Annotated in this window: 24 protein-coding genes; 14 read left to right on the top strand and 10 right to left on the bottom strand. The window is 64.4% G+C overall.

Annotation, left to right across the window (positions count from 1 at the left end):
- Positions 1-20: 20 nt before the first annotated feature.
- Genes F600_RS0125710 through F600_RS0125700 form a run of 3 tightly spaced genes read right to left on the bottom strand, consistent with a single transcriptional unit; the run spans position 21 to position 2,619 of the window.
- Positions 21-872 (bottom strand): ABC transporter permease, encoded by an 852-nt coding sequence (locus F600_RS0125710; protein WP_018163550.1) that lies wholly within the window; start codon positions 870-872, stop codon positions 21-23.
- A complete protein-coding gene (locus tag F600_RS0125705; protein WP_018163549.1) occupies positions 869-1,666 on the bottom strand; it encodes an ABC transporter permease in 798 nt (265 codons plus the stop codon). Before F600_RS0125705 ends, F600_RS0125710 begins: the two co-directional genes overlap by 4 nt.
- Positions 1,663-2,619 (bottom strand): daunorubicin resistance protein DrrA family ABC transporter ATP-binding protein, encoded by a 957-nt coding sequence (locus tag F600_RS0125700; protein ID WP_026306960.1) that lies wholly within the window; start codon positions 2,617-2,619, stop codon positions 1,663-1,665. Before F600_RS0125700 ends, F600_RS0125705 begins: the two co-directional genes overlap by 4 nt.
- A 157-nt stretch (positions 2,620-2,776) precedes the next feature.
- Between F600_RS0125700 and F600_RS0125695 the strand changes: the two genes are divergently transcribed.
- Positions 2,777-4,135, top strand: a complete 1,359-nt coding sequence (locus F600_RS0125695) for a WS/DGAT domain-containing protein (RefSeq protein WP_156024831.1) — start codon at positions 2,777-2,779, stop codon at positions 4,133-4,135.
- Position 4,136: 1 nt separating this feature from the next.
- Here F600_RS0125695 and F600_RS0125690 read toward each other — a convergent pair whose 3' ends face one another.
- From F600_RS0125690 to F600_RS0125680, 3 genes are read right to left on the bottom strand one after another with little or no spacing between them, the layout of a single operon-like run.
- Entirely contained in the window at positions 4,137-5,291 is a 1,155-nt protein-coding gene (locus F600_RS0125690) for a lycopene cyclase family protein (protein ID WP_018163546.1), read from the bottom strand.
- On the bottom strand, positions 5,273-5,749 hold the full coding sequence (locus F600_RS0125685) for a hotdog fold domain-containing protein (RefSeq protein WP_018163545.1): 477 nt from the start codon (positions 5,747-5,749) through the stop codon (positions 5,273-5,275). The genes F600_RS0125690 and F600_RS0125685 overlap by 19 nt, the downstream gene beginning before the upstream one ends.
- Positions 5,750-5,782: 33 nt before the next feature.
- A complete protein-coding gene (locus tag F600_RS0125680; protein ID WP_018163544.1) occupies positions 5,783-6,661 on the bottom strand; it encodes an alpha/beta fold hydrolase in 879 nt (292 codons plus the stop codon).
- A gap of 250 nt (positions 6,662-6,911) precedes the next feature.
- On the opposite strand from F600_RS0125680, the gene F600_RS0125675 reads away from it, so the two are divergent.
- Together F600_RS0125675 and F600_RS0125670 are read left to right on the top strand one after the other, a co-directional pair.
- A complete protein-coding gene (locus tag F600_RS0125675) occupies positions 6,912-7,208 on the top strand; it encodes a hypothetical protein (protein WP_156024830.1) in 297 nt (98 codons plus the stop codon).
- A gap of 8 nt (positions 7,209-7,216) precedes the next feature.
- Positions 7,217-7,750, top strand: coding sequence for a GNAT family N-acetyltransferase (locus F600_RS0125670; protein WP_018163542.1), 534 nt, complete (start codon positions 7,217-7,219; stop codon positions 7,748-7,750).
- Here F600_RS0125670 and F600_RS29855 read toward each other — a convergent pair.
- Positions 7,737-8,870: a hypothetical protein gene (locus tag F600_RS29855; RefSeq protein ID WP_018163541.1), complete on the bottom strand. Its 1,134-nt coding sequence runs from the start codon at positions 8,868-8,870 to the stop codon at positions 7,737-7,739. The two genes, F600_RS0125670 and F600_RS29855, sit on opposite strands and share 14 nt — an antisense overlap.
- 282 nt (positions 8,871-9,152) lie before the next feature.
- Here F600_RS29855 and rpsJ point away from each other — a divergent pair, with 282 nt between their 5' ends.
- From rpsJ to rpsQ, 11 genes are read left to right on the top strand one after another with little or no spacing between them, the layout of a single operon-like run.
- Positions 9,153-9,458 carry a 30S ribosomal protein S10 gene (gene rpsJ, locus F600_RS0125660; RefSeq protein WP_003938093.1) on the top strand — a complete coding sequence of 102 codons (306 nt, stop codon included), beginning with the start codon at positions 9,153-9,155 and terminating at the stop codon, positions 9,456-9,458.
- An 11-nt stretch (positions 9,459-9,469) separates the two neighbouring features.
- The gene (gene rplC, locus F600_RS0125655; protein WP_026306958.1) at positions 9,470-10,135 is read left to right on the top strand and encodes a 50S ribosomal protein L3; all 666 of its coding nucleotides are present in this window, start codon (positions 9,470-9,472) and stop codon (positions 10,133-10,135) included.
- A complete protein-coding gene (gene rplD, locus F600_RS0125650) occupies positions 10,132-10,788 on the top strand; it encodes a 50S ribosomal protein L4 (RefSeq protein WP_018163539.1) in 657 nt (218 codons plus the stop codon). The genes rplC and rplD overlap by 4 nt, the downstream gene beginning before the upstream one ends.
- Positions 10,785-11,090, top strand: coding sequence for a 50S ribosomal protein L23 (gene rplW, locus F600_RS0125645; RefSeq protein ID WP_018163538.1), 306 nt, complete (start codon positions 10,785-10,787; stop codon positions 11,088-11,090). The genes rplD and rplW overlap by 4 nt, the downstream gene beginning before the upstream one ends.
- Entirely contained in the window at positions 11,090-11,929 is an 840-nt protein-coding gene (gene rplB, locus F600_RS0125640) for a 50S ribosomal protein L2 (protein WP_018163537.1), read from the top strand. Before rplW ends, rplB begins: the two co-directional genes overlap by 1 nt.
- Positions 11,930-11,944: 15 nt before the next feature.
- On the top strand, positions 11,945-12,226 hold the full coding sequence (gene rpsS / locus F600_RS0125635; RefSeq protein ID WP_018163536.1) for a 30S ribosomal protein S19: 282 nt from the start codon (positions 11,945-11,947) through the stop codon (positions 12,224-12,226).
- Positions 12,223-12,615: a 50S ribosomal protein L22 gene (gene rplV / locus F600_RS0125630; RefSeq protein WP_018163535.1), complete on the top strand. Its 393-nt coding sequence runs from the start codon at positions 12,223-12,225 to the stop codon at positions 12,613-12,615. Before rpsS ends, rplV begins: the two co-directional genes overlap by 4 nt.
- Positions 12,615-13,412: a 30S ribosomal protein S3 gene (gene rpsC / locus F600_RS0125625; RefSeq protein WP_018163534.1), complete on the top strand. Its 798-nt coding sequence runs from the start codon at positions 12,615-12,617 to the stop codon at positions 13,410-13,412. Before rplV ends, rpsC begins: the two co-directional genes overlap by 1 nt.
- Before the next feature lie 2 nt (positions 13,413-13,414).
- Positions 13,415-13,831 carry a 50S ribosomal protein L16 gene (gene rplP, locus F600_RS0125620; RefSeq protein ID WP_018163533.1) on the top strand — a complete coding sequence of 139 codons (417 nt, stop codon included), beginning with the start codon at positions 13,415-13,417 and terminating at the stop codon, positions 13,829-13,831.
- A complete protein-coding gene (gene rpmC / locus F600_RS0125615) occupies positions 13,831-14,064 on the top strand; it encodes a 50S ribosomal protein L29 (RefSeq protein ID WP_018163532.1) in 234 nt (77 codons plus the stop codon). The genes rplP and rpmC overlap by 1 nt, the downstream gene beginning before the upstream one ends.
- Positions 14,061-14,342: a 30S ribosomal protein S17 gene (gene rpsQ, locus F600_RS0125610; protein ID WP_018163531.1), complete on the top strand. Its 282-nt coding sequence runs from the start codon at positions 14,061-14,063 to the stop codon at positions 14,340-14,342. The genes rpmC and rpsQ overlap by 4 nt, the downstream gene beginning before the upstream one ends.
- A gap of 83 nt (positions 14,343-14,425) precedes the next feature.
- Here the strand turns inward: rpsQ and F600_RS0125605 are convergent, their stop codons facing one another.
- The 3 genes from F600_RS0125605 to F600_RS0125595 form a co-directional block, all read right to left on the bottom strand.
- A complete protein-coding gene (locus F600_RS0125605; RefSeq protein ID WP_081629029.1) occupies positions 14,426-15,163 on the bottom strand; it encodes a sulfotransferase in 738 nt (245 codons plus the stop codon).
- Positions 15,164-15,350: 187 nt separating this feature from the next.
- Positions 15,351-16,160 (bottom strand): hypothetical protein, encoded by an 810-nt coding sequence (locus F600_RS0125600; RefSeq protein ID WP_018163529.1) that lies wholly within the window; start codon positions 16,158-16,160, stop codon positions 15,351-15,353.
- A gap of 391 nt (positions 16,161-16,551) precedes the next feature.
- Positions 16,552-17,328 carry a hypothetical protein gene (locus tag F600_RS0125595; RefSeq protein WP_018163528.1) on the bottom strand — a complete coding sequence of 259 codons (777 nt, stop codon included), beginning with the start codon at positions 17,326-17,328 and terminating at the stop codon, positions 16,552-16,554.
- Positions 17,329-17,397: the final 69 nt, after the last annotated feature.

Below are 17,397 nucleotides of genomic sequence, written 5' to 3'. Positions count from 1 at the left end.
CGTGGGAGACGCTCAGCGGATTACTTGGCCGCAGCGTTCTGGTAACCCTTGATCGCCGGTCGGAACGCGAGTATCAGCAGGCCTGCCGACCACAGCAGCGACTTGATGAGCGGCTCACTGAGATCGCCGATGTACCGGCTGTCGGACAGAGCGCGCATGGCATTGATCGCACACGACACGGGCTGGTTCTCGACGACCGGCTGCAGCCACTGCGGGTAGGCCATAAGTGGTACGAAACCGGTGTTGAAAAACATCAGCAGCGTCGTGAGGACCATCGCGAGCCCGATGATGTTCTCGCCGCTCGAGGCGGTCGCCAGGGCGGTCAACGCGAGCGTGAAGCTGAGTCCGAACCCGATCGGAATCAGCGTCATCGCAATCGCTGCCTCCCAACCCTTTTCGAACTGGAAGCCCAGCAGGTAACCCATGCTGATCATCAGCCCGACGGTGACGGCGATGCGGAGAGCTTCGGCGGTGAGCCGGCCGAGGAGGTCTGCTCCGCGGTGCATCGGGAGCGTTGCGAACCGGCTGACGAGCCCGATCTTTTGGTCGGTCATGAGGGCGATCGCGCTGATCGAAGCGCCCGACATCGCGCCCACAATCGCCATCATGGGAACGGTTCCGAAGATCGCACGCTGGCCGGTGATGACCGCCTTCGCGTCGATCGAGTCGCCGAGGACGACCCGGAACATGAGCAGCATGATCGCGGGGTAGATGAGCGCCTGCCCGATCGCGGTCGGATGCTTGCGCCACCGCGTCAGGATGCGCTGCGTGTGCAGGAGGCTCTGGCTGAACAGAGCGCGCATCGAACGCTCGTCAGGCGCATTGCCTTCGGGGAGCGTGATGGCGCCGAGGGGGCTGATGGAAGTGGTCACGACTTGCGGCCTCTCGCCCAGATGGCCAGCGGGAGGAAGGCCACGAACATGCCGACGAGCCAGGCGAGGCCAGGCCACATCGCGCTGAAAGTCGGGTGCGCAGAAGCGAGTTCACGCAGCGCGGCGGACAGCTGGGACACCGGCTGGACCCGCACGAACGGACGGATCCACGCGGGGAAGCCGCCCTCGGGCACGAAACCGGTCGACAGCATGCCGAAGATGAGAACCGGCAGCGTCATCGTCTGGCCGACGACCGCGACGCTGCGCGAGTAGTTGCCCAACGCGTCCGCGCCGAGCGACAGCACAAAGGCGGTGCCCAGGGCGATTCCGATGAAGCCGAGCGTGCCGAGCACACCACCGTGGAAGCGGAATCCGACGAAGTATCCGTAGACAATCGCAGCGCCGATCGACAGCGCCGATTTCAGCAGACCCGAGACGAGATTCGCCATGAGCGGGGCGATCCGGGACAGCGGCATCGTGTGCAGGCGCTCGGTGAGGCCGGAACTGGCCTCGATCGCGGCCTGCTGGGCCACCGAGATCATCGTGAACGACGCGGTCTGCAGCACGATGATCGGCATGACGAACTGGCCGTAATTGATGCCGGACATGATCCAGCTCAGCGGCAGGTAGTAGCCGGCGGTGAAGATCAGCGGCGCGATCACCGAGTAGGTCCACGCCCACTGGATGATGATCGTCCGGATGTTCCGTTCGAGCAGCGCGCTGAACTGATTCAGCGTCGTCGGGGTGGGCGCCGGCTTCCGGATGACCGAAAGGTCGACCTGGGCGATCGTCATGAAATGCTTCCGTGCCCGGTGATCGACAGGAACACGTCATCGAGCGACGGGCGGCGTAAGGCGATGTCCGCCAAGCGGATTTCCGCCTTGTGCAGGCGACCGACGGCCTCGGCGAGCGTTCCAGCGCCGTCGGGCGCGGGGATCGAGATCCGGTCCGGGGCGTCCTCGTCGGTGGCGAGGGCAGCAGGCATGAGTTCGCCGAGGGCGGCGACGGCGGCCTCGCGGTCACCCGGCACCAGAAGGACCACCTCGCAGTAACTCTCGCCGGTGCGTTCCTTGAGTTCGGCGGCGGTACCGGACGCGATGACGGTGCCTTTGTCGATGACGATGATGTTGTCGCTGAGGATGTCGGCCTCTTCGAGGTACTGCGTGGTCAGCAGCACCGTGATGCCTTCGTTCTTGAGACCTTCGACGAGTGCCCACACCGTCTGGCGGCTACGCGGGTCGAGACCCGTGGTCGGCTCGTCGAGGAACACGACGTCCGGCCGGACGACGAGGCCGCACGCGATGTCGATCCGGCGGCGCATACCGCCCGAGTAGGTGCCGACCATGCGGTCCGCGGCAGCTTTGATGTCGAACGCGTTGATGAGGTCGTCGGCCTGCTGGCGGGCCGCCTTCTTGCCGAGCCCAGACAGGCGGCCGAAGAGTTCGAGGTTCTGGCGTCCGGTCAGGATGTCATCGAGCGCGGCGTACTGGCCGGTCATCATGATCGAGCGGCGTACCTGCGCGGCCTCGGTGACGACGTTGTGTCCCGCGACGAACGCCTCACCGGAATCCGGCGTGAGCAGCGTGGAAAGCACTTTGACCATCGTCGTCTTGCCTGCGCCGTTGGGTCCGAGTACACCGAGAACGGTGCCGGGCTTCGCCTCGAAGCTGATGCCCTGGAGGGCGTGGACGTCGCCGAAGGATTTGTGCACGTCGGAGACGAGGACTCCATGATTCGAATTCGGCATTGACCTCTGGACCTGTGCTTGGTGGAATACGCCGGCGCAACGCCGACTAGTGAAACCATATCGTTGAATTTTGCGACATCAGGAACGAGACCTCACGCTAAAGAGGTCTCGGTACGGTCGCGAGCCAGTCGGGTCGGCACACAGAGTCAGGGTTTCGATGGGGTTGACAGGTCAGCTGTCGTTTTGGGATGCCTCCGCGTATCACCAGGGTCGACTTGGGGATTCGGTTGATTGGTGGGCATTCTGGACGTTCGAGGGCACCCCGGGGAGGGACGCGGTCGACGCCCATCTGGAGTCTCGCCTGCCGTCGCTCGCGGCGATGCGCCGCCGGATCGTCGAACTTCCGGGCCACGTCGATCGGCCCTATTGGGTGACGGACGCCACTCCGCTGAGTGAGCTGGTCACGCACATCGACGCCGAGTCGATGGACTGGACGACCTGTATGGACACGGTCGGCAAGATGTTGGCGGCGCCGCTCGACAGTCGAAAGACGGCCTGGAAGCTCTATGTCTTCCACGGGGTGACCGGCTGTCCGCACACCGCGGGACCGGCCACCTTCGTTGCCGGCCACATCTCGCACACGATGATGACCGGCAGCGCCTTCCCATCGATGACGAAGGCACTCTTCGCAGACGGAGAGGAGGTCTTGGTCGACGGCTTGCCAGAAGCTCGTAGCAAGGCACTCTCGCCGCTGAGCGCTCTGGCGCGCAGTGTTGCGGCACCCTTCAAGCTCGTTCCGTTCAGCGTTCGCCTGGCCAAGACGAAGCGGACCGCCCCACCCGCGACTGCAGGTGCCGCCGAGGTCGCGCAGACGTACCAGGCACCGACCTACGATCTGCCACCCGGCGGGGGCGACCGCACGCTTCGGTTCATCGAAATCCCGACGAACCAGCTTCGCGGTAGCTCCACGACCGTGACCGTCGGCGCACTGACCGCCGTTTCGAAGGCCATGCAGACATTCGCGGAACGGGAGAGCGGCGAGCCGATGACCCAGGTGCTGAGCAACGTCGTCGTCGCCGTGCCAGACGCCGACCACATGGGCGTCAACCGGCTCGGTTACTCGATGCTCAATCTCCGGGGCGATCTCGAGGACCTCAAAGCACGCTCGGCCGAAATCGCCGCGTCTCTCGCGACTGCTCGCGACCGGATCGCCGATCCGGCTCGCGCCGCAGCGGATGTGGTCCAGGGCAGAGTTCCATTCCTGCTCTACCGCATGGCCTCGGCGATCGGTCGCAAGCGCACCCTCGCCGCGGTGCGCCCCTATGACGAGCGGCTCTACACCGCGCTGACGAGTCTTGTCGTGAGCCCAGCCGGCTGCGCTGTCGCGGGCGCTCCGATGACGATGCTCAGTGTCTACCAGGGCGGCTCGATGGGCCTGACGCACTCGACGTGCGGCTCGAAGGAGTCGGTCACCATCGCGACGGTGGCACAGCGCGGCGTTATCAGCGACATCGACCAATACGCCGCCGACCTCCAGGCCGCAGCCGTGGAGGTCGGTAAGGCGCTGAACAGCTGACCTAGTTTCGCACCCAGCGCTTGCGGTGCGTCCAACCCACGAGGTCGAACCGCCAGCGGAACGGCCACGTGTGATGGACGGTGTTCACCAGCACGGAACCGATACCGACGACGTCCTCATGCTCGGACAACAGAGCCTGCTGCTGGCGCAGCGGAGCGCGGAAGAACGAGTCGAACGTCGCGGCGGACTGGTCATTGGTGAGGCGGCCGATGCCGGCGAGCCCGCGCATCCGCATCCAGTAGACGAGGCGAGCCCGAGTCGTCCACAGGGCGCGCGCGGGGTCGGTGTCGGACAAGATCGCTTCGACGACACGGTCGGCCATCCGGAGCGAATGCGCCGCGCTGTAGCCCGTGCAGGGGTGCATCAGGCCGCCGCGAGCGCCGTACGGAAACACCTCGCCCTTGTGTCGAATCGGGGGAGGCGCCTGGTCGAGCGCGTAGTGGCACGACTCGGCTTCCTCCTCGCCGTTGAGATGCACGCCGTTGGCCTCGAGTCGGCTGATGACGCGGCGCCGAAGTTCGGTCTGGCTCAGGCCACCCGGGATGCCTTGGCACACCTCTTCGAACAGGACGGTGCCGTCGCCGATCGGAACGGCGTAGAGGAACGACGGCGGATCGGCGTTCGTGGTGCCGTTCTGCAGACGCCAGTCGATGAGCACACATTCACCCGGCGGAACGAACGGGGCAGCCACGTCGGCATCGACGAAGATGCCGTGGGCCCAGGCCGCGGGCCGCTTGCCGGGAGCAGGGAGACCACGCGCGTCGATCACGACGCGTGCCGCGATCTCGGTACCGCCGGCGAGACGCACGGTATCGGGCGTGATGTCGACGGCCCGGTCGGCGTAGACCGTCGCGCCGTCGAGCGTCAGGGTCTTGAACAGCTCGGCCTTGTCGAGCATCGCGTACGGCCGATCCACGATCCGCAGATTGGGCGTGTAGACGATCGGCTTCGCGACCTCGACGGCCACCACCTGGGACGGAACCCAATCGGGGAGTTCATCGGTCCACGCACCATAGGTCGGTGCCCACAGCCGGTCCGGGCGCGGATCGACCACCGCGACGCGAAGCCCGGCTGTGGTGCAGCGGTGCGCGAGGCCCCGGCCGGCTGGGCCGAGGCCGACCACGCAGACGTCGAACATCAAGCCGGAGTGACCCACGTCGTGATCTGGGCGCGGACGACTTCCCGGCCGTCCTTGTTGGTGATCGAGATCGGGACGACGAGGTCGGTGCCCTCGGTGATCGCGTCGAAGTCGGGAACCTCGTCGAGCTTGGCCACGGCACGCAGCGCCGAGTCGGCCTTGGCTAGGTACTCGACCGTCATGCCCTTCGGGATCCAGCGGTGCGTGGTCGGCACGGTGGCCTCGCACAGCATGCCCATGGCGATTTCGGCGAGGTTGCAGCACGCGATCGCGTGGAACGTACCGATGTGGTTCTTCACACCGAGCCAGTCCGGCGCGGTGACCTCACACAGGCCCGGCTCCATACGGACGACGTTCGGGACGACCGTGCCGAAGTACGGAACGCGAGCGACCATGCCCAGCGAGAACAGCGCCTGCCCGAACCGGTTCTTCGGCAGCTTCTTCCAGCCCTTGTAGGTGGCGGTTTCGTTTGTCACGGCCGTAACTCTACTCAGCCGAAGGATGCCAGGTTAGAGGCGCGGGCAGGGCTGGACGTGCTTGGTCGCGTAGTGCGGATCGAGCGCTTTCATCACGAGCCACAACGCGCTCGGATTGATGGGCATCTGGTTGTGCGTCGGAGTTGCCGTGGCGCACGTGGTCTGCAGCAGGATGTTCTGCACTTCGGGTCCGACCAGGAAGCTGCTTGTGAACGGCGTGATCGTCTGGTCGTACAGCGTCGCGATCACGGTGTAGTGGACACCCGGCTCCGTTTCGCCGCCGGCGTTGAGGGCCTTGATGAACGCCGACTGGTAGGCCTGCTGCTCGAGCGCGACGTTCATGAGTCCGTCGGTGCTGATACCGCCGAGTGCGCTGAGTACCTCGCCGACTTGCGCGCCCAGGTTGTAGGTGCCGTGGTTGCTCGGTGACAGTGCGACGAGAGAGTTGACCTTGTTTCGCTCCGGATGATCTGGGTCTGCGCCACCGTAGTTCTTCATGTAGAGACGCGGCATCATCCCGCCCTGGGAGTGACCGACGATGTCGACCTGCCGCGCCCCCGTTGCCGTTCGCACGGCGTCGACGAACGCGCCGAATTCGCGGGCCGATTCGTTGAGGTCCGCGGTGCCGTAGATGGTGTCATCCGGGGTAGGGCCCGGCTCGGCGGCACCGTAGTTGAGGGCGAAGACGCAATAGCCTTCGTGCTTGAGCATCGGTGAGAGCGTCTTCCACATCGCCATGCGGCCGCCAGTGCCATGCGCGAGGATCACCGGGCGAGGGTGGGCAGCGGTTGGCTTGCAACTCCAGTCGTTGGCGCCGGGGGGTGCTTCGCCCATGTTCGCGTAGGCGGCCGGCGCAGCCGATGCTGAGCTCGGCCACAGCAAAGCCGCGACTGCACACAGCACTGCAGTCACACCGGGTTTCCGTGATCGCCCAAACATTCGGTTCAGCGTCCTCTCGGCATCGTTGCCTCGTCGGTTTCGGGTGGCGGTTCTCAGATAGCTCCCAGTAATCGGAAGCTATCTGTCGGCTACCCCTGGAGGCCCGGCGGCACGGTCACGCGGAGGCTGCGGTTTGGTTGGGATCCGGTATCGGTGCTCGTCGGAACACGCTCTAGGCTGATGCGGTCCGGACATTCCGGTCACGCGGAGTACGAGGTCGCCGGTGGCATCTGTGCAGGTGGACGCCCCTAGCGGACCGATTTCGCCGTCTCGTATGTTCGCCGACCTCGTCGACACCGACCTACGCTATTTCGCTTCGGCCGCCGCGGTGTCGACCGCCGCCGGGTACACGCTGGCCGTCATGCCCGGTCTGCAGGATCTGCCGGCTGGATGCGTCGGCACGAGCGTCGATACCGGAACCACGGACGTGCACGCCGTCATCGATGACTTCGAGCAACGGGTGCGCGCCGCAGATGCGGCTCTGTTCCGGCTCTACGTCGACTCGGAAAGTCCGTCCTGAACAGCACGATGGTCGCGCGGGGCTATGCACTTCGTGAGGAATTGGTTCTCGTTCGGCAGCCGTCGCCGGAGCGATCGAGCATCGAGCTTCACGAGGTCCTGACCGAGGATCAGTGGGCGATCAAGGAGGCAGTGGACGCGGCTTCCACCGAGAAGCCAGACGGCCACCACGGTGCCTCGCAGCAATGGATCGAGCTCGAACGTCGAAAGTGGGTCACCGGCGACGTGCGATTCTTCGTCGCCGACCTCGATGGCCATACCTGCGGATCGGTCGGGTTGATGACCGCCGGATCCGTGTACCGGCTCAAGAACCTGCTGGTCGAGCCTGCGTGGCGTCGCCGGGGGATTGCCTACGAAGTCTGCATCGCGTTGGCGGGTCTCGCCGCCGATGAAGGATTCGCGCTCGGCGCCTTCGCGATCGCGGGGACTGCGGGATCGCGCGTCTACCGACGTGCGGGGTTCCGGCGGATCGGGTCCGTGTGGGAGTTGTGCAAGGAAGTCCGGCGAGGTGAACTGCGGTCGGCGTCGGTCACCCGGATGTAGATCGCATCGCCGCGACGCGTGCGCGGGTGACGCGCTTGACCAACGCAGTCTTGAGAGCTCTGTTCACCCGACTGCCGGCTTCGGCGCCGGCGAGCGCGATTTCGACCGGGCGGTTGCGGTGACGGCTGTTCGTCAGCGCAATCCGAAGGCGCCACAGGGCGTCCGGGTCGACGAACTGCCGAAACGGCAGGCGAGCGATGTCGAGGACGCCGATGTGCGAAGGCAACGTCGCGCAGCGACCACCGGCGGACCGGATCGAGATCGCTGTCCGCACACATTTGAGGCACTCGCCGCAGTTGAGTTGCTCCCCGCTTCTCTCCCAGCAGACGCGTAAGTGACTCATCGCGACCTCGTCGTCAACCAGTGTCACGACCTTGTCGTGGCGTCGACTCGGGCCGCCATCGTGAATGATGCGCATCCGCGAACTCGACCACAGCGGATCGAGCGCCTCAGCGCTTCCCCACGCCACCTGGTCTTCGGTCGAGTAGGACGAGGGGATGTAGATCGTGTGCAGATGATCGCTCAGCAGGTGCGCCACGTGCGCCATCGCGACACCGTGAAAGTGGTAACCCCAATCGAGCGCATGGGGGCCGCCCAGTTTCCGCAGATCTGCCGAAACCACGATCAGCTGCTTGCCCATCGCCGCGGCGGCCGCGCGGGCGTTGTCGACACTGCGTTGTGCATGCCCGACCTCGGCGACGCTGATGTCGAAGCCGGTGACGAAGATGAGGTGCGTGATCTGGTCGGCATGACGATGCGCGGTGAAGAACGAGTCGACACCGCCGCTGAAGAATGAGCCGATGCCGCGTCCGTCGGTGACGGCGGGTTCGGCACCGGCCGGCGGCAATCCGACAATGTCCAGGTCGGGCCACCACGCGTGCAGAACCTCTTGCGCGCGCACCGCGTTGGCGACGAAGGTCGGCGAGGGCGCGGAGTTCGATTCGATCTCCGAACCCGTCCGCATGGCGACGGGAATGGCCAACGGGAGCCACGCGTCGGCGTGGTTGGCGAGCGTGACGTTGGCCGTCGTGGTCAGGTGAAAGTCGATGCCGCGGGACCGCAACTGAGCGGTTGCTGCCATGCTGGTGCCGCCGATCAGGTCAAGCCGGACGGAGCGCATCGGCCGATCGTAGACCGGATTTGAACTCAAAGCCGCGACGGGGCATACTGTTCAGGTTGCCTGCGCCACGGTTACGCCGAAAGTCAGGCAGACAAGCATTACCCGCCCAGGGAACAGCTATGTTCCACGGGAGCGACACGCCCGACCGCGTGTACCGGTGAACCATGACAGCTGAACAGCGGCACAGGCCGATACGGATTCATTCCGCGCGCGCCCTACCTGCTATTCAGCAATGCGGTCATCTCGACCGCACCACAGACGGCTGGAAGAAGAGGACTAAGCGTGGCGGGACAGAAGATCCGCATCAGGCTCAAGGCCTATGACCACGAGGCGATCGACGCGTCAGCGCGAAAGATCGTCGAGACGGTCACCCGTACGGGTGCCCGCGTGGTTGGCCCGGTGCCGCTGCCCACTGAAAAGAACGTGTACTGCGTTATCCGCTCGCCGCACAAGTACAAGGACTCGCGCGAGCACTTCGAAATGCGCACTCACAAGCGCCTGATCGACATCCTCGACCCCACGCCGAAGACCGTTGACGCTCTCATGCGCATCGACCTTCCGGCCAGTGTCGACGTCAACATTCAGTGAGTGTGGAGCAGATGACTGACAATAAGACTCGCCCTGAAAAGGGCATCCTGGGGACGAAGCTCGGTATGACCCAGGTCTTCGACGCGAACAACCGCGTCGTGCCGGTCACCGTAGTGAAGGCCGGTCCGGCCGTCGTCACCCAGATCCGTACCAACGAGGTCGACGGCTACAGCGCGATCCAGCTCGCGTTCGGCGCGATCGACCCGCGCAAGGTCAACAAGCCGGTCAGCGGACACTTCGCCAAGGCTGGTGTGACCCCGCGTCGCACGATCATCGAACTCCGTGTTGCCGACGCCTCGCAGTACGAGGTTGGCCAGGAGCTCACCGCTGATGTTTTCGCGGACGGCGCATTCGTCGACGTCACCGGAACCAGCAAGGGTAAGGGCTACGCCGGTGTCATGAAGCGTCACGGCTTCAAGGGACAGGGTGCGGCACACGGTGCACAGGCTGTGCACCGTCGCCCCGGTTCGATCGGTGGCTGCTCTACCCCGGGTCGTGTTTTCAAGGGCGTCCGCATGGCCGGCCGCATGGGTAACGACCGTGTCACCACGCAGAACCTCACCGTCCACAAGGTGGACGTGGAGAACGGTCTGCTCCTCATCAAGGGTGCGATCCCGGGCCGCAACGGCGGCGTCGTGATCGTCAAGAGCGCCGTGAAGGGTGGTGCGCACGCATGAGCACTATCTCTCTGAACGTCAAGGCTCCCGGCGGCAAGACCGAGGGCACTGTCGAACTCCCCGCTGAGATCTTCGACGTGACCGCGAACATCCCGCTGATGCACCAGGTCGTCGTGGCTCAGATGGCTGCGGCTCGCCAGGGCACCCACTCCACGAAGACTCGTGGCGAGGTCTCCGGTGGTGGTCGCAAGCCGTTCAAGCAGAAGGGCACCGGCCGCGCCCGTCAGGGTTCGACCCGCGCTCCGCAGTTCGTCGGCGGTGGAACCGTCCACGGCCCGCAGCCGCGTGACTACACGCAGCGCGTGAACAAGAAGATGAAGGCCGCCGCTCTTCGCGGTGCGCTTTCGGACCGTGCACGCAACGAGCGCATCCACGTCATCACCGAGATCGTGGCTGGCCAGACCCCGAAGACGAAGGACGCCAAGACCTTCCTCGCGGAGCTGACCGACCGCAAGAAGACCCTGCTCGTCATCGGCCGCGAGGACCTCGCCGGCTGGAAGAGCGTGTCGAACCTGCAGGAAGTGCACGCGATCGCTCCGGACCAGCTGAACACCTACGACGTGCTGTACAGCGACGACGTCGTGTTCTCGGTCGAGGCGCTCAACACCTTCCTGCACGGCCCGGCTGAGGCAGCCCAGGAGGAGAGCAAGTGACCACGATCGCCGACCCGCGCGACATCATCCTCGCTCCGGTCATCTCCGAGAAGTCCTACGGACTGATCGAGGAAGGTACCTACACCTTCCTGGTTCACCCGGACTCGAACAAGACGCAAATCAAGATCGCCATCGAGAAGATCTTCGGCGTCACGGTGACCAGCGTGAACACCGCAAACCGTCAGGGCAAGCGCAAGCGCACCAAGGCTGGCTACGGCACCCGTAAGTCGACCAAGCGTGCGCTCGTGACCCTGTCGGCAGACAGCAAGCCGATCGAGATTTTCGGAGGGCCGGGTAACTAATGGCTATTCGTAAGTACAAGCCGACTACCCCGGGTCGTCGTGGCTCGAGCGTCTCGGACTTCGTCGAGATCACTCGTTCCACTCCTGAGAAGTCACTGCTTGCCCCCAAGCCGAAGACCGGTGGACGTAACGCCCACGGACGCATCACCACCCGTCACATCGGTGGTGGCCACAAGCAGCGCTACCGCATCATCGACTTCAAGCGAGTCGACAAGGATGGTGTTCCGGCCAAGGTCGCGCACATCGAGTACGACCCGAACCGCACCGCTCGCATCGCCCTTCTGCACTACGCAGATGGCGAGAAGCGGTACATCATCGCACCGAAGAACCTCGTTCAGGGTGCACCGATCGAGTCGGGTCCGACCGCGGACATCAAGCCGGGCAACAACCTGCCGCTGCGCAACATCCCGACCGGTACCACCATCCACGCGGTGGAGCTCCGTCCGGGCGGTGGCGCGAAGATGGCTCGTTCGGCCGGCGCTGGCATCCAGCTCCTCGGTAAGGAAGGCACGTACGCGAGCCTCCGTATGCCGTCGGGCGAAATCCGCCGCGTCGACGTTCGCTGCCGCGCCACCATTGGCGAGGTCGGCAACGCCGAGCAGAGCAACATCAACTGGGGTAAGGCCGGCCGTATGCGCTGGAAGGGCGTCCGCCCGACCGTGCGTGGTGTCGTCATGAACCCGGTCGACCACCCGCACGGTGGTGGTGAGGGTAAGACCTCTGGTGGTCGCCACCCGGTCAGCCCGTGGGGTAAGCCGGAAGGCCGCACCCGCAAGCCCAACAAGGCGAGCGACAAGCTCATCACCCGCCGTCGCCGCACCGGCAAGAACAAGCGCTAAAGGAGGAGGTAAGAAATGCCACGCAGCCTTAAGAAGGGCCCGTTCGTCGACGACCACCTCCTCGCGAAGGTGGATGTTCAGAACGAAAAGGGCACCAAGCAGGTCATCAAGACCTGGTCGCGTCGCTCGACGATCCTTCCGGACTTCATCGGTCACACTTTCGCCGTCCACGACGGTCGCAAGCACGTGCCGGTGTTCGTCTCGGACGCGATGGTCGGACACAAGCTCGGTGAGTTTGCGCCGACGCGTACGTTCAAGGGCCACATCAAGGATGACCGGAAGAGCAAGCGTCGATGACTGAAGAACTGTTGAAGGCGCGCGCGACTGCCAAGCATGTCCGCGTCACCCCGATGAAGGCTCGCCGGGTTATCGACCTGGTTCGCGGCAAGTCCGTCGAGGACGCCCTGGCCATCCTGAAGTTCGCCCCGCAGGCAGCTTCGGAGCCGGTCTACAAGGTCGTCGCCTCGGCAGCTGCCAACGCTGAGAACAACCTCGGTGCCGACCCGCGCACCCTGGTGATCACGACGGCGTACGCAGATGAGGGCACCACCCTGAAGCGGTTCCAGCCGCGTGCTCAGGGTCGTGCATTCCGCATCCGCAAGCGCACCAGCCACATCACCATCGAGGTCACCAGCATTCCGAAGGCCGGAAACACCGGTCGTGGGCGTAAGGGAGGGGCTCGCTAGTGGGCCAGAAAATTCACCCGCACGGCTTCCGCCTCGGTATCACCACTGACTGGAAGTCGCGTTGGTACGCGGACAAGCAGTACGCGGAATACGTGAAGGAAGACGTCGCGATCCGCAAGCTCCTCGCCCAGGGCATGGAGCGCGCGGGTATCGCGAAGGTCGAGATCGAGCGCACGCGTGACCGCGTTCGCGTCGACATCCACACTGCACGTCCGGGCATCGTCATCGGCCGCCGCGGTGCGGAGGCCGAGAAGATCCGTGGCTCGCTGGAGAAGCTGACCAAGAAGCAGGTTCAGCTGAACATCATCGAGGTCAAGAACGCTGAGGCTGAGGCTCAGCTCGTGGCCCAGGGTGTTGCTGAGCAGCTCTCGAACCGTGTGGCGTTCCGTCGTGCGATGCGTAAGGCCATCCAGTCGGCCATGCGTCAGCCGAACGTCAAGGGCATCCGAGTCCAGTGCTCGGGCCGCCTCGGCGGTGCGGAAATGTCGCGCAAGGAGTTCTACCGCGAGGGCCGTGTGCCCCTGCACACGCTCCGCGCCGACATCGACTACGGCACCTACGAGGCCAAGACCACCTTCGGCCGTATCGGCGTGAAGGTCTGGATCTACAAGGGTGACATCGTCGGCGGTCGCCGCGAGCTCGCTGCAGCCGCTGCGCCGGCCGGTGGCGACCGTCGTGAGCGTCGCGAGCGTCCGACCCGCCCACGTCGCTCGGGTGCCCAGGGCACCACTGCGACCAGTACTGAAGCTGGCCGTTCGGTGGATGAGGCTCCCGCGACTGAAAGTCAGGAGAGCTAGCCATGCTTATGCCCCGTAGGGTCAAGCACCGTAAGCAGCACCACCCGGACCGTACGGGTGCCGCCAAGGGCGGTACCCAGGTCACGTTCGGTGACTACGGCATCCAGGCTCTGGAGCCGGCTTACATCACCAACCGACAGATCGAGTCGGCGCGTATCGCCATGACTCGTCACATCAAGCGTGGTGGAAAGGTCTGGATCAACATCTACCCGGACCGCCCGCTGACCAAGAAGCCTGCCGAAACCCGAATGGGTTCCGGTAAGGGTTCGCCGGAGTGGTGGGTCGCCAACGTCAAGCCCGGCCGCGTGCTCTTCGAGCTGTCCTTCCCGAACGAGGAGACCGCTCGCGAGGCCATGCGCCGTGCGATCCACAAGCTGCCGTGCAAGTGCCGCATCGTGACTCGAGAGGAGCAGTTCTAATGGCAACGAGCACTACTTCCGCCGGTGAGCTGCGCGAGCTCTCGAACGACGAGCTCACCGCACGCCTCAAGGAGTCGAAGGAAGAGCTTTTCAACCTTCGCTTCCAGATGGCGACCGGTCAGCTCGACAACAACCGCCGTCTGCGCGTTGTGCGCCACGGCATCGCGCGGATCTACACCGTGATGCGCGAGCGCGAGCTCGGTCTGGTTGCACCGGACGGTGACGTCGCATGAGTGATGAAGGAAAGAATGTGACTGAGGTTCGCGGATCCCGCAAGGTTCGGATCGGCTACGTCGTCTCCGACAAGATGCAGAAGACGATCGTGGTCGAGCTCGAGGACCGGGTCAAGCACCCGCTCTACGGCAAGATCATCCGTCGCACCACCAAGGTGAAGGCGCACGACGAGAACGGCATCGCCGGTATCGGCGACCGCGTCGAGCTGATGGAGACCCGTCCGATGTCGGCCACCAAGCGCTGGCGTCTGGTCAACGTGCTCGAGAAGGCCAAGTAAGCCGCACTCTTGCAGAAGGCCGCCGTCCGGAATTCGTTCCGGACGGCGGCCTTCGTCGTTTGTGGGATCGGAGCCGCGGCTGTTCACTTCATGTGATTGAGCTGCTTGCTCAGCGTGTTCTGACAGGCCTCAAGGTCAAACGGTCGACCGACAGCGTCAAAGACTGGTTTGAGCCCTGCAGGATCGTCGACATAGTCGTCGTAATGCACGCGCCAGCAGATGTCCGGATGGGCTGCCTCGTAGGCGGCGAACGAGGCCTCTGCGGACTCCAACTTCTCGCGAACGAACTGCGGATTCATGTTCCGCCACCAGCCCGACTGGGACACCGCCTGGTGACTTCTCGTGTTGATCAAGAACTGCACATCAGGGAAGAACGACTTCAGGAAGTCCAGGTGCGTGGAGAGGAAATCCGGTTCGGAGTGCCATCGGACCTCCTTGAACCCGGCGACTTCGGTTCCCTTGGGCGGGGCGATGACCTGATTGGTGAGGACCTCGGCAAGTTCGCGCCCGATCCGGTTCGCGTCGATGAGTTCCGCGCCATGCCATGGATCGTGTGCGGGCCTGGATACTAACTTGTGTCGCAGGTGCGGGAACTCCTGGAGTCGGGCACTGTCCCACGCGCGCGCCATGTGTTCCGAAACATTGTTGTTCTCGCCCCGAATGCACACTCCGGGTAGGCGGTTCATCAAACTCTGCAAGAGCGTTGATCCGGAACGGCCATAGGTGACGACAAAGACGTACCGGCTGGGTCCGTCGGTGGGGCCCACGTGTGATTTGGCGCTCGCGTTCCAAGGAAGAAATCTCGTCAGCACAAATAGCATGATGCCATTTGCTTCAGGATTCCGTTGACTGCATGGTGTACAAGCGCACGTTGAAATTACGAACGCACCCCAAATTGCGCACTGGCCGGTGCGCAATTGGCAATTTCGGGTGCAGATAGTGAAATGCAGAGATGGAGTGTTGACTGTCCGCCCGAAATGGATGGACAGTCAACACTCTTTCGTATTCTCAGCAGGTGACGGTGTCGCCACCGGTCGCTACTGCGGAGCCGCCGTCGACGTTGCACGTCGCGGTGTTGTTGTCGTCGGGGGGAGTGCCCATTGGGTTGCCGGCAATGGCTTCCGTGCCCAAATCCCCGCCGGACGCCTGTGCGCTGTTGTTGTCTCCGCCGATTGCCAGTGCGGTCGTGGTGCCCGTTCCGTTACCGGACGCGGTAGCTGTGTTGTTGTTGCCATAAGCCGCCCCCGCGATGGTCACGCCGGTACCCGACTGCGTACCGTCGCCAGCGCCACTTCCGGTGGCTGTGGCTTTGTTGTTGTCGCCCGCGCCCGCGACGGACCCGGTGAAACCGGTCCCGGTGTTCACCGCGCTCGCGCTGTTGTTGCTGCCTTCGACCCCGCCCGCGAGGGCGCCACCGCTGGTCGCGTTCTTGTTGATCGCGACGGCACGGTTGTTGTTGTTTCCCGTGCTAGTGCTCCCGATGGTGCGACCGGCATAAGCCGAGGTGTTGTTGCCCTTGGCGAGGGCGCTGTTGTTGTTGCCGCCCGTCGCAGTTGCCGTGCTGTCGTTGCCGTATGCAGCCGCACGGTTGCGCTGGCCGTCTCCCGCGACTGCTGTGGCGTTGTCGCCGCGAGCGACCGCGACGTTCGCGCCGCTCGTGGTGCTGCAGCTGGCGGTGCCGTAGTTCTTGGTATGCCCGTTGACGGAAATGCAGGCGTTCGGATTGGGCGCGGCGTCTGCGTGTGGCGCGGCGAGGGCCAGGAGTGTGCTGGTGGCTGCGGCGGCGAAGAGGGTGCGGCCGAGGGTGCTTCGGTTCATGCGAATTCCTGAGATAGTGCTTATGCTTCTGCGGGTCCGTCTCATCCAGCCTGAATTCGTCACTGAATATGTGAGGCGTGCCCTGTGCAAAACATAAAGACCGAAACGGTGATTCAAGGTCGAATTATTTGCTGTGTCATTTGGTTGAGTGACGTGCCTATAGCGTTCGCAGGACAAATCCTCCGGCGGCGCATTCTGCGCGAAGTTAATGTCATTCAAAGAATGTAGACATCGACCGAATAGGGCTTACTTGGATGTCAATTCGCGGGCTTTTGACCACGGCAAAATAGAGCCGGCGGTGGCGTGTTGACCGTTTCGCAACCTACCCCGCCAGGGCCGGTCCGACATTGAAAGTCGAACGATTCCGTCGTTTGAACGACGTTCGCCCGACCTAGTGCACGCAGGTGCCGGTCGATCCACCCGTGGCGGTGACTGTTCCGCCATCGACGTTGCACTTAGCCGTGTTGTTGTTGTCCGGGTAATTGGGGAGGGTGCCCGCAAAGACCGAAGTTCCCAGGTCGCCGCCGACCGCAGTGGCATGGTTGTTGCTGCCGAACTCAGCACGGGCTTGGGTGGTACCACCGCCGTTGCTCACCGCGGTCGCTGAGTCTCCGGCTCCTCCGGAGGCGACAGCCTTTGCTTGACCCGACGACCGGTTGATGGCGGTTGCAGTGCTGTTGAAGCTGCTCGAGGTGATCGCCGATGCGCTGCCGGTCCCGACGTTCAGCGATCTGGCCCTGTTGTTGTCGCCGTCCACCGCGGACGCGTTCGAGGCACCGCCGGCGGGATTGGCGTTGATGGCGATAGCGGTGTTGCGATCGTTGCCGTCGATGCCAATCTGACCGCCCGACCGCGCGTGCGTGTTGTCGCCTACTGCGATCGCGGTGTTGTCGTCTCCGTAGCTGGCCTGCGCCGAGGCGTTGTCACCGACGGCCACGGCACGGTTTCCGTTGCCGGCGGTTGCGGTGGCGGAGGAATTGTCACCCCGTGCGACGGCGACATTGAAGCCGGCCGAGGTTTCACACGTCGCCGTGCCCGAGTTGCGGGTGTGGCCGTTGGCCGAGACGCAGGCGTTCGGGGCGCCGCCCGCCGGTGGCGCAGCGACGGAACTGAGTGCGACCGAGGCCGCGATGGAAAGAAGAGCGGCTGCAGCGCGGCGCGGGGTCATGATCGAAACGGTATCGCCGCGCGCGATCTTCGGTGCCGGAAATCTGAGTGGTTTGTCCGGGTCCGTGTG

Origin of the sequence: Smaragdicoccus niigatensis DSM 44881 = NBRC 103563 (genome assembly GCF_000380645.1) — a bacterium.
Classification (GTDB): domain Bacteria; phylum Actinomycetota; class Actinomycetes; order Mycobacteriales; family Mycobacteriaceae; genus Smaragdicoccus; species Smaragdicoccus niigatensis.
The sequence above is the reverse complement of the archived record's forward strand: the minus strand, read 5'-3'. Positions and strand labels throughout refer to the sequence as shown.

Excerpts from the sequence above, each read along its gene's own strand:
- F600_RS0125705 (WP_018163549.1), bottom strand. The coding sequence starts at position 1,666 with ATGACGATCGCCCAGGTCGACCTTTCGGTCATCCGGAAGCCGGCGCCC.
- F600_RS0125700 (WP_026306960.1), bottom strand. The coding sequence starts at position 2,619 with ATGCCGAATTCGAATCATGGAGTCCTCGTCTCCGACGTGCACAAATCC.
- F600_RS0125695 (WP_156024831.1), top strand. The coding sequence starts at position 2,777 with ATGGGGTTGACAGGTCAGCTGTCGTTTTGGGATGCCTCCGCGTATCAC.
- F600_RS0125670 (WP_018163542.1), top strand. The coding sequence starts at position 7,217 with ATGGTCGCGCGGGGCTATGCACTTCGTGAGGAATTGGTTCTCGTTCGG.
- F600_RS29855 (WP_018163541.1), bottom strand. The coding sequence starts at position 8,870 with ATGCGCTCCGTCCGGCTTGACCTGATCGGCGGCACCAGCATGGCAGCA.
- rplC (WP_026306958.1), top strand. The coding sequence starts at position 9,470 with ATGACTGACAATAAGACTCGCCCTGAAAAGGGCATCCTGGGGACGAAG.
- rplD (WP_018163539.1), top strand. The coding sequence starts at position 10,132 with ATGAGCACTATCTCTCTGAACGTCAAGGCTCCCGGCGGCAAGACCGAG.
- rplB (WP_018163537.1), top strand. The coding sequence starts at position 11,090 with ATGGCTATTCGTAAGTACAAGCCGACTACCCCGGGTCGTCGTGGCTCG.
- rpsS (WP_018163536.1), top strand. The coding sequence starts at position 11,945 with ATGCCACGCAGCCTTAAGAAGGGCCCGTTCGTCGACGACCACCTCCTC.
- rplV (WP_018163535.1), top strand. The coding sequence starts at position 12,223 with ATGACTGAAGAACTGTTGAAGGCGCGCGCGACTGCCAAGCATGTCCGC.
- rplP (WP_018163533.1), top strand. The coding sequence starts at position 13,415 with ATGCTTATGCCCCGTAGGGTCAAGCACCGTAAGCAGCACCACCCGGAC.
- rpmC (WP_018163532.1), top strand. The coding sequence starts at position 13,831 with ATGGCAACGAGCACTACTTCCGCCGGTGAGCTGCGCGAGCTCTCGAAC.
- rpsQ (WP_018163531.1), top strand. The coding sequence starts at position 14,061 with ATGAGTGATGAAGGAAAGAATGTGACTGAGGTTCGCGGATCCCGCAAG.
- F600_RS0125605 (WP_081629029.1), bottom strand. The coding sequence starts at position 15,163 with ATGCTATTTGTGCTGACGAGATTTCTTCCTTGGAACGCGAGCGCCAAA.
- F600_RS0125600 (WP_018163529.1), bottom strand. The coding sequence starts at position 16,160 with ATGAACCGAAGCACCCTCGGCCGCACCCTCTTCGCCGCCGCAGCCACC.
- F600_RS0125595 (WP_018163528.1), bottom strand. The coding sequence starts at position 17,328 with ATGACCCCGCGCCGCGCTGCAGCCGCTCTTCTTTCCATCGCGGCCTCG.